Raw genomic sequence first — 10,314 nt, forward strand, 5'->3', positions numbered from 1 at the left:
TTCTAAGTGCCCAGCCAGCTTACTCTCCTATGAGGATGCCCCTCCGCCAAATGTCTCAGTAACGCTGAATTTTTAGCGGCGTTGGGTGTTCTCCACCGCCAAGATTCGCTCCCAGTGGGCTCTTAACAAGCTAAACTACGGAGGGAAATTAACTCTCCAACGATTTCTTTCTCCTCAAGGAGGAACTACAGTCCGCTATTTCATCTAGAAGCGGCTGTTTGTTAGTCGGAGGGAACTATGATCCTCTATTTTGCCAATTTTAAGCGAAATACTAGATTTTTCAACAAATAAGACCCTGTAGTTCCGTCAAGCCCATGAGAACGACCGATTTCACCGAAATAGAGGACGCTAGTTCCCTTTCTCACCTCTTCAGATACTACTCCCCATCATCTAAAAATTACTGCTAGACAAGAGACATACTCCCCGTCCATCTCCCATATACTCTATCAGTTAGTAAAATGATAGAACAAGCGGAGGGATCATCGCATGCGTTTTCATGTTCAACATGCAGCCATTAAACGGAAAAGTTTTCAACTCATTATGGTCATGCTACTACTAGTTTCCCTGTTTCTCTCTGCGGTCCCTGTTAGGGCCACGGAAGGGGATGGAACCTCCGCAAAAGATGAGCAGGAGATCTACCAAAAGCTCAAAACAGGCAAGCGCTTGCAGCAGGAAGAGAAAAACTATGTAACACCTGAGAAGCCTACGGTTTATTTAACCTTCGATGACGGTCCTAGCAAGTTAACGGGCAAGGTTCTGGATATTTTAGAACAAGAAGGCGTGAAAGCTACATTTTTTGCGCTGGGCGAGCAGGCCAAAGAGTATCCGGATATGGTGAAAAGAATTTTGAAAGACGGACATACCCTCGGCAATCATTCCTATAATCATGTATATAAAGAGCTTTATAGCGATTTTCAAACGTTTTGGGATCAAATTCAGCGCAGTGAGGAAATCTTCGCCGACATCGCAGACACCCGCCCGCAATTCGTGCGCGCTCCTGGGGGGACCTATACCAATTTCGATGCCTATTACTACTATTTAATGGATAAAGCGGGCTATACCGTCGTGGACTGGAATGTAGACAGCGGAGATTCGAAGAGAGTTCATGTACCGGCAAATGAGATCTGGCAAACGGTAAAAGATTCACCGCTCGAGCACGAATTGACAGTTCTATTTCATGATGGCACAGGGCATGAATCCACTGTAGAGATCCTGCCAAAAGTAATCGAATATTATAAGAACCTGGGTTATGCTTTCGCGCCCCTGACAACCGACGTGAAGCCGAAGCAATTCCAGGTGGGGAAATCCAAGTGGTCAAGAAACATGAGTGCGGCTCATTTTCAACAACTATGGGAGGAAACACAGCAATATGCGACCGTACACCCGCATCCGAGCCTGCAGCAAGTCAAGGAGGAGCCAAAAAACACAGATGAGCAGCTAGCCAAGCAAAAGGTGGCAGCAGCAGAGGAAGAGTCTCCATTACTCGCTATAAAGCCGACTGTGCCGCTAAAGATTCATTTTTCTCAGTGGAGCAGCGTTACTTTGGAGCCTGCACAGTATCAGTTACGATCGAATCGAATTGAGCTTTCATTGCGTTTTTTAATTGAAAAGTTAGGTGGAAACGTACAGTGGCAGGATCAAACGAAGACAGCTAATGCCCATTACGGCATTTATGATATTCAATATGACTTACCAGCGAGGACGATTCGCGCCTATGCTTTGGGAAATAATATAGCCACTTACTCGCTGGCAGATATGGAGCTGCGGGAAGGGACGATGGTCGTGCCCCTGCGCAAAACGATAGATTCGCTAGGAGGTAGAATTACGGACACGGTGATGGAAGAGGGCAGACGGGAAGTGGCAATGGCCTTCCGACAATTCTATATTCTGAAAGATAATAATAGTATTCTGAAAAACTCTCTATTTGCCCTAGCAGGCTAATGTCTAAAAGAGTAGAAGACTGGAAAAACTAGAAGCATACCTTTATGTAAGGAGGCTTCTTGACTATGCAGTCGAAGACACGAATATTCGATCAGCCGCAGCCTCTCGTGGAACGGATGATCCTGAATGTGGAGAAAGTGATTGTTGGCAAAAGAGAGACGATCGAGCAAGCGTTTATCGCGATGTTAAGCGGTGGTCATCTTTTATTGGAAGACGTGCCGGGTGTGGGAAAAACAATGCTGGTACGCGCTTTGGCAAGAACCATTGGTTGCGAGTTTAAGAGAATACAATGTACGCCGGATTTGCTGCCATCCGATGTGACGGGCGTGTCTGTTTATAATGCGAAGACAGGCGATTTTGAATTTCGCCCGGGACCTTTAATGACGCCGATTGTATTGGCGGACGAATGCAACCGGACCTCTCCGAAAACACAGTCGGCTTTTCTGGAAGCGATGGAAGAGAAGCGGGTCACGGTAGATGGAGTGGGCTATGAACTGCCGAAGCCTTTCGTCTTGCTGGCAACTCAAAATCCCGTGGATTATGAGGGGACTTACGCGCTGCCTGAAGCGCAAATGGATCGCTTTCTAATGAAGCTATCCCTCGGTTATCCGACGCCGGATCAAGAGATTTTGATGCTCGACCGACTCCAGGATCGTCATCCGATCGACCAAGTGAAGCCTGTTATTGTGCAGGACGAGTTTGTGCAGTTACAAAGAGAAGCAGCTATGATTCATGTCGATAATACACTGAAAGATTTCATCGTTCGCCTTGCTTTAGCTACAAGGGAACATACCGATTTGTACCTTGGTGCAAGTCCAAGGGCGTCCCACGCGTTGATGCGTGCTGCGCAAACGTCCGCTTATATGAAAGGCAGAACTTTCGTTGTGCCGGATGATATTAAGGATTTGGTGCTGCCTGTGTGGACGCACCGGCTTATTCTGACCTCCGAGGCTCGGATGACGGGCAAGTCGGCGGAACGAATACTGGCGGATTTATTAGCTTCCTTGCAAACTCCAGTACTTCGCTATGTTTCGTCGAAGTAGGGGGCACAATCATGAAAAGCTGGGGTAAATCGTCGCTGCTCTTTGTGGGGTGTGTCCTATCGGTTTTGTTAGTTTATTGGCAAGGTGGTTTCGCTGCCTGGTATTTAGGATGCTGCTTGACTTTGATATGGATACAGGCTGGATTGTTTTATGTCTTTGCGTTCAGAGGGCTGTCGATCAACCGGCAGTTGTCGGGAGAAGTATTTGTGGCGGGAGAAGATATCACGATTACCCTTGGGATCGCGCACCGTGCGCGGATGCCCATGCCTTGGCTGGTCGTCAAAGAAACGTGGGTCCATGAAGGAAGCGGGGCTCAGCTGATTTACAGCAAACTGCTGTTCCCATGGTTCCAGTCTACGATCCTTTTCCGTTATAAAATTACGGGCCTTATGCGCGGCGTATACCGCTTCGCAGGCTGTGAAGCGGTCACCGGCGACATGTTCGGTTTCGCCGTTCGCCGAACGCGCCGGGAGGAGATTCACCGGTGCCTCGTGTATCCGAAGGCGGATGCGCTGGGCCGCTCTGGCATGACCTTTCACGCGGACGACGGCGACGTGCCTACCGCCCGCGGTCCCAAAGCGGAGACACCGCTCATTAGCGGTGTCCGTGACTATGCCAGCGGTGACCCGTATCACCGCATTCATTGGAAATCCACAGCCCGGCTGAACCGGCTGATGACCAAGGACCCCGAGCAGGCCGCCTCCGCGAAGCGGATGCTGCTGCTCGATGCGGCGCCTGCGGCGGCTCCAGCTGAAGCGGCTCAGCCGCTGCTGGAGAAGGGCGTCGCCCTCGCGGCAGGCTTCTTCGAAGCCGCCGCCGGCGGGCGCGAGAGCTGCGGCTTCGCCAGCAGCTCGAACGGCAAGCGAATCGCGCCGACGATTCGCCCGGATCTGACGCTCGCGTACGAAGTACTCGCGAGCGTGGGCGACAAGCCCGCCATGGCCTTTCCTGACCTCGTCAGGAAAGAGGCGGCGGCCTTGCCGCCGGATGCGTCGATGGTGTGCATCACATCGACGCTGGATGTGGCGCTGGTGCGCGCGATTGCGGATGCGCGCACCAGGCGCCGTTCCGTGCACGTGATTTACGTGCACGCCAAGCCCTCCCTCTCGGTCGCTGAGCGAGAGGGAGCTTCGCAGCTGCAAGCCGCAGGCTGCAGCTTCACGGAAGTGCCACATCCGCGGGGCCAGTGGCCCAAGCAAGGAGGTGTCGCGGATGCAACCGCTTGAACCACGGCGCGATTCGCGCATGCCCTTTATTCGCCCTTCAGGAGCCATTCCACCAGGACCCATCTTCCACGCCAGCGCAGTGACCGGCACAGGCACTGGGGCATCGTCGCCGCTCCACCAAACTTTTTTCCGAGACATCTTGATCTCTCTCTTACTGTTTTTGTTGATTTCAGAATGGCTCCGTCCATTGGCGTGGATGACAGATACGTCGATTGAATCCGGCCCGATATTGGTCGTTTTTGCGTTATGCATCGCCATAGATTGCTTTAAAGTTCCTTACGCTTGGGGATGGACGGCCAAAGGCGTGTTGATCCTGCTTTTCGTCGGATTTATGTTTGACAGGGAAACCTTTATCACCGGAGCCTGGGTCTTTGACTTGCTTGGAACGATTTTTCAGGATGTTCGTTATCTGATGCAGGCCCATTTCGACCTCATCAGCGGTGAGCTCAGGACCTTGCTATTTTTGCTGGGCTGGTCGCTGCTTATTTCCGTGATACAGGCGCTCATGCTGCAAAGACAGCACAGCCTATGGTTTGTTGCTGCCACATTGGGTTATCTCGTTGTCCTACAATTGGTATTTGGTGCGGATACGGTGCAGGGCATCATGCGCACAATAGGATACGGACTGCTTCTGTTAGCGCTGCTGAATCTTTCGAGAATCGAGCAAACCTACGGCTTTGCATCGGTTCGTCCCGGAAGCGCTTTTAGGTGGGTGGCTGTTAGTGCAGCCGTAGTAGGCGTGCTAGCCGCAGCCGGATGGTATTCGGCCAAGCAGGCCGAGCCGGAAGCTCTGATGAAGCCGGTAAGCTGGGCGTATATGTCCGATCGGTTGTTTGAACTTTACAATGAGGAGACGCATGCTGGAGGAACTGTGGCCAAATCGGGCTACGGTCAAAATGATACGTCCTTAGGAGGTCCACTCCAAGTAGACACGACTCCGGTATTCACGGCCAAAACCTCAGAGCTTACATATTGGCGCGGCGAGTCCAAGAATTTTTATGACGGCAAAGGCTGGACCCAAACGAATCAAACCCTTGAGCCGTATGCAGCGCCTGTTCAAACAGGTTCTGGAAGGCTAGTTACACAAGAAGTTTTGTGGAACGACAAGTCGCCGAATAAGCAGTTGTTCTTAGGTGGCAATCTATTGGGTGTGGACTCTCTTCTGACGGAGAAGGGGAAACCGTTATCACCTGACATTCTGCTTAAGTCTGCACTCAGCGGTAAAGTGATTTTGCCTGATATCGCAGATCCTTTGTCTTATTACAAAATAACCGTGCAGCCTGTAAAGGAAGATCCGACTTTGCTGAATTCGGACGTCGGTTCCTACCCGCCTGAGATTATAGGCGATTATTTGCAGCTGCCGTCAACGTTGCCAAGGTCAGTGCGCAGTATTGCCGAACAGATCACAACGAACCGGCTTACGCCTTATGCCAAAGCCGTTGCGATTGAGCAGTATTTGAGCCATACCTATACGTACAGTCTTGAGAAGCCGACAGCTCCGAGTCGAAGCGAGGACTTTGTCAGCCACTTTTTGTTCGTGGATAAGACGGGTTATTGTGATCACTTTTCAACGTCGATGGTTGTGATGCTGAGGTCTGTGGGTGTACCTGCTCGTTGGGTAAAAGGGTTCGCACCTGGCACGCTGCAATCTGTTGACAGCGGTGCGGATCCGCTTCAAGAAGTGTTGGTTCGCAATTCGGATGCGCACTCTTGGGTGGAAGTGTATTTCCCATCTATGGGGTGGGTGCCGTTTGAGCCTACGCCAGGGTTCTCGGGGATTTCTTCCGATCATCCAAGAGAGACCTTAACGACGGCCGCTATGGAGCAATCGGCGATGACAGCCTCTCTGATGAATATTCCGGTGCCCGGGAATTTTACAGCAAGTTCAAGCGAGTGGCTGCAAGCCGCGAAACATAACGCCATCAATTATGCCAAAACAAATCGAAACCCTCTCATCCTGTTGCTAGGAGGCCTCCTTGTGCTGGCGGCTATTGTCCTATTGCTGAAGCGAAAAGGGTTCTTGTTTAACGGAGCGCTAGTTCCATTTTACAAACACAGCTTAAATCATCCGCATCCTCTGATTCCTTATATGGATCGCTTGTGGCTCCAATTATTCCGTAAATATGGCGCCAAACCTAAGGATCAAACCGTAAGAGACTATGTCACCGCTTTGAGTTTCAAGCATCAAGGCCAAAAGCAGGCGCTGCATAAGTTCGCTTTAATCTATGAAAGCATCCGCTATGATGCCGTCAATTCTTCGCATTATACGAAGCGGGAAATTGTGGCAATATGGAAAGCCATTCAAAAGACACATTAAACCCCTTTACATCCTAGGTACCTAATGTTTAAAATTAGTACCTATAAATAGCGGTAAGAGGACAAGGGGATCCCTATCGACTCAACCGCTATGAAATTAGGAGGTCGGATAATGAGTAAACCGAGTGAAATGATCGTCGTTTTAGATTTTGGAGGCCAATACAACCAACTGATTGCTAGACGAATCCGTGATTTGGGCGTGTACAGCGAGCTGCTGCCGTTCAATACAACGGTTGAGAAAATTCGCGAGCTTCAGCCGAAGGGTATTGTGTTCTCCGGCGGTCCATCCAGCGTGTACGGTGAGGGAGCACCAGCTGTTGATCCGCAAATCTTTGATTTGGGGATTCCGATTTTGGGGATTTGCTACGGCATGCAGTTAATTGCTCATCAATTGAACGGTAAAGTTGAACGCGCGCATACGCGTGAATATGGCAAAGCAGATCTTTCGTTTACGAATGAAAGCCCGCTGGTTAAAGGTTTGGAAGCGAAGCAAACGGTATGGATGAGCCATGGTGACCACGTATCCGTTCTTCCTGAAGGTTTCGTCATCGAAGCGAGCACGGATTCCCTTGAAATTGCCGCAATGAGCCATCGTGAGCGTAATATTCATGCGGTACAATTCCATCCGGAAGTTCGTCACTCCCTTCAAGGGAACGAAATGATCCATAACTTCATTTACGGCGTTTGCGGCTGTGAAGGGGATTGGACGATGTCCTCCTTTGTTGAGGATATGGTCAAAGAGCTTCGTCAAGAAGTAGGCGACAAGAAAGTCCTTTGCGCGCTTAGCGGCGGGGTGGATTCATCGGTTGTTGCGATTCTTTTGCATAAAGCGATTGGTTCACAGTTGACTTGTATGTTCATTGACCATGGCTTGCTGCGTCAAGGCGAGGCAGAAAGCGTTATGGATACATTTGTTGGCAAATTCGATATGCAAGTAGTCAAAATCGATGCGCGTGAACGTTTCCTCGGCAAATTGGCCGGTGTAGCTGATCCGGAGCAAAAACGTAAAATTATCGGTACGGAATTTATCCGCGTGTTCGAAGAGGAGTCCGGTAAATTCGATGACTTTACGTTCCTGGCACAAGGTACGCTATATACGGATATCGTAGAAAGCGGTACAGCTACAGCTCATACGATTAAATCGCATCACAATGTAGGCGGACTGCCGAAAGATATGAAGTTCAAGCTAATCGAGCCGCTCAAAACTTTGTTTAAAGACGAAGTACGCAAAGTGGGTGAAGAGTGCGGTCTTCCTGCTGCAATCGTGTGGAGACAACCATTCCCAGGTCCTGGTCTGGCAATTCGTGTTCTTGGCGAGGTTACAGAGGACAAGCTGAAAATTGTTCGTGAATCCGACGCCATCCTGCGCGATGAAATCGCGAAAGCGGGCTTGGATCGCGAGATCTGGCAATACTTCACGGCGCTTCCGGGCATGAAAAGCGTTGGGGTTATGGGAGACGCTAGAACGTACTCCTATACTGTAGGTATCCGCGCGGTTACTTCCATCGACGGTATGACAGCCGACTGGGCGCGTATTCCGTGGGATGTGCTGGAGAAAATCTCCGTTCGTATCGTGAACGAAGTGGAGAATGTAAACCGTATTGTGTACGACATTACGTCCAAACCGCCTGCTACAATTGAGTGGGAATAGATAAAATGGAAAAGACGAACATTCTGGGAAAATTTAACCCTGGAATGTTCGTCTTTTTTATTGACAAAGGGTTATTTCCGCACTAAAATGTGAAATGGATAACAGTTTTTCGTATAATCTTGGGGATTGGCCCGAGAGTTTCTACGAGATCACCGCAAATGATCTGGCTACGAAAAAAAGGACGGAATCTGTGTGAGTTACTATGACTTTTTGTGCTATGCATAGAAGGGGCAACTCTCATAGGGAAGCTCCTTTTTCGTACCCGGAATCAGGCAACATGATTCTGGGTTTTTTGCTGTTCCCCACCATTCGTTTTAGGAGGAGTAGGAAAAATGGATCGCTTTTTCAAATTGAAACAAAACGGCACGAGCGTAAGAACAGAAATCATGGCGGGGATTACAACCTTCATGACAATGGCTTACATCCTTGCAGTCAACCCAGACGTGCTGAGTGCTTTTAAATCGGGAGCTACCGGTGGTGACTGGACTTCGATTTTCTTGGCAACGGCGATTGCTGCGGGTGTTATGACGATTGCTATGGGGTTATTCGTTAACTTTCCTGTTGCGCTTGCGCCGGGAATGGGCTTGAACGCTTATTTTGCAACGATTATCTTGACATCACAAGGTAAGTTTACGTTTTCAATGGGGTTAACCGCCGTATTTATTTCGGGGATCATTTTTATTATTTTAACTGTGACCCGAATCCGTCAGATCCTCCTTGTCGCTGTTCCAGATGGCCTGAAGCATGCGATTACGGTCGGAATCGGTTTGTTTATTGCAATGATCGGTTTCAAAAACAGCGGCATTCTTACTGTTGCAGTAGAAAGCGGCAATGATATCAAAGCTCATCAATTTACAGACGTTCTTTCATTTGAAACAGTGTTTCATATGGGTTCATTAGAAGATAAAAGCGTTATTCTAACAATTATCGGTGTTCTGTTGATTTCCATTTTTATGGTGCTGCGCATTCGCGGTGCGATCTTGTTCGGTATCCTGGCCACTACAGTAATCGGCTACTTTATGGGGATGGTTAATCTCGGTACGCTGACAAGTGCAGATACGACATGGGTTCCTGATTTAAGCAAGCTTCGTTTTGGTGATTTTGATTTTGCAGGGATTATGACAACGGGGATTGTTTCCGTTATTGCTACATTTACGTTCGTTGAGTTGTTTGATACATTCGGCACAATGGTTGGAACAGCGAGTCGCGCTGGAATTATGAAGAACAAAGAAGAAGGCAACAAGCGTGTAGGTAAAGCGATGTTTGTTGATGCAATCGGTGTTAGTGGTGGTGCGTTAGTTGGAACGAGTACGGTCACTGTATTCGTAGAAAGCGCAGCAGGTGTAGCAGAGGGTGGACGTACTGGTTTGACCGCAGTAACTACGGGCGTATGTTTCTTGCTTGCTCTGTTCCTAGCTCCAATTGCAATGTTAATTCCTGGTTCTGCTACGGCAGCTGCCTTGATTGTTGTAGGGGTTCTAATGGTGCAATCGATTCGTGAGATTGATTTCCAAGACTTCGTTATTGCTATTCCAGCGTTCCTTACAATCGTATTGATGCCTTTCACTTACAATATTGCGAATGGTATTTCCTTTGGGATTGTTACTTATGTGGTATTGGCAGCAGCAGCGAATTTGGGTGGTAAAAGTGAGAAGCGTTATTCCATTCACTGGCTTATGTGGGTATTGGCGATTCTTGTTCTAGCTCGTTACATCTTTATAGGAAGTCAAGGTTAAAAAGCTTTAAGCTCTGGTGCATGGCGCACCGGGGCTTTTTTTGTTACCATTTTTTACAATTGGAAAAGGACTTGCAATGCCTTCGCGTATTTGTTATATTACTTCTTGTCGCTTCGGCGGTCGAACGAAAGAACGAAAGTAACTGAAAAAAGTTCTTGCAATCGAATAGGCCGATGTGGTATATTGATCAGGTCGCTTTTGAAGGCGATGGATGAATAAGGAAGTCATTGATCTTTGAAAACTGAACAACGAGTGAGTAAGCACAGTCGAGCAATCGACTATAAATGAGATTGAAAAATCTCGCTAGCAAGTCAATGAGCACATATCAGCAACCCTTAGGGGCCCCCGGAAAGTAATCGGAATTCTCTTCGGAGCTTTCGCTTCACTTTATGGGGAAAACT

At 48.8% G+C, this 10,314-nt stretch carries 6 protein-coding genes and 1 riboswitch; all 6 genes read left to right on the forward strand.

Features of this window, described 5'->3' with window-relative positions; genetic code table 11:
* The first annotated feature begins 486 nt into the window (after positions 1–486).
* The 6 genes from PCH02S_RS34815 (at position 487) to PCH02S_RS34840 (ending at position 9,913) form a co-directional block, all read left to right on the forward strand.
* Positions 487–1,941, forward strand: coding sequence for a polysaccharide deacetylase (locus tag PCH02S_RS34815; RefSeq protein WP_127458691.1), 1,455 nt, complete (start codon positions 487–489; stop codon positions 1,939–1,941).
* Positions 1,942–2,006: 65 nt separating this feature from the next.
* Positions 2,007–2,984: an AAA family ATPase gene (locus PCH02S_RS34820; protein WP_127458692.1), complete on the forward strand. Its 978-nt coding sequence runs from the start codon at positions 2,007–2,009 to the stop codon at positions 2,982–2,984.
* An 11-nt stretch (positions 2,985–2,995) separates the two neighbouring features.
* Positions 2,996–4,210, forward strand: a complete 1,215-nt coding sequence (locus PCH02S_RS34825; protein ID WP_127458693.1) for a DUF58 domain-containing protein — start codon at positions 2,996–2,998, stop codon at positions 4,208–4,210.
* Positions 4,197–6,527, forward strand: a complete 2,331-nt coding sequence (locus tag PCH02S_RS34830; RefSeq protein WP_127458694.1) for a transglutaminase-like domain-containing protein — start codon at positions 4,197–4,199, stop codon at positions 6,525–6,527. Before PCH02S_RS34825 ends, PCH02S_RS34830 begins: the two co-directional genes overlap by 14 nt.
* Before the next feature lie 111 nt (positions 6,528–6,638).
* Complete coding sequence (gene guaA / locus PCH02S_RS34835; RefSeq protein ID WP_127458695.1) at positions 6,639–8,177, forward strand: glutamine-hydrolyzing GMP synthase; 1,539 nt, start codon at positions 6,639–6,641, stop codon at positions 8,175–8,177.
* An 89-nt stretch (positions 8,178–8,266) separates the two neighbouring features.
* A riboswitch (purine riboswitch) is annotated at positions 8,267–8,367 on the forward strand.
* Positions 8,368–8,509: 142 nt separating this feature from the next.
* Positions 8,510–9,913, forward strand: a complete 1,404-nt coding sequence (locus tag PCH02S_RS34840) for an NCS2 family permease (protein WP_127458696.1) — start codon at positions 8,510–8,512, stop codon at positions 9,911–9,913.
* The last annotated feature ends 401 nt before the right edge of the window (positions 9,914–10,314 follow it).

The sequence above is a fragment of the Paenibacillus chondroitinus NBRC 15376 genome, from assembly GCF_004000765.1.
Taxonomy (GTDB): domain Bacteria; phylum Bacillota; class Bacilli; order Paenibacillales; family NBRC-103111; genus Paenibacillus_E; species Paenibacillus_E chondroitinus.